Source organism: Tessaracoccus rhinocerotis, assembly GCF_007197885.1.
Lineage (GTDB): Bacteria > Actinomycetota > Actinomycetes > Propionibacteriales > Propionibacteriaceae > Arachnia > Arachnia rhinocerotis.
Genome location: NZ_VKKG01000038.1, coordinates 1 through 310, shown reverse-complemented (window position 1 = coordinate 310; position 310 = coordinate 1). Strand labels below are relative to the sequence as shown.

Here is a 310-nt window from a genome sequence, read left to right as displayed (position 1 = left end):
CATCAACGTGGAGGTGTTTTTTCTATGGGAACTAGAGTCAGTTATCCAGAAGAAGTGAAATTAAAGGCGATTGAAATGCGGTTAGCAGGTGTTCCTGTAAAAGAAGTGATGGAGGAACTGAACATCCGAAACTACACACAGCTGAAAACTTGGATGAAATGGTATCGGAATGGTGAATTGCACCGTCTTGCACAACCGGTCGGTAAGCAATATGCCTTCGGCAAAGGACCTGGGTATGAGAGTGAGACAGCGAGGCTGCAGGCTGAAAATCGATATCTGAAACAACAGGTGGAAGTGTTAAAAAAGTACA

Annotated in this window: 1 protein-coding gene; it reads left to right on the top strand. The window is 44.2% G+C overall.

Annotated features, from left to right (window positions below; translation table 11 throughout):
* Positions 1-24 precede the first annotated feature (24 nt).
* A partial coding sequence (locus FOJ82_RS16025) for a helix-turn-helix domain-containing protein (RefSeq protein WP_246099929.1) occupies positions 25-310 on the top strand: 286 nt, incomplete at its 3' end.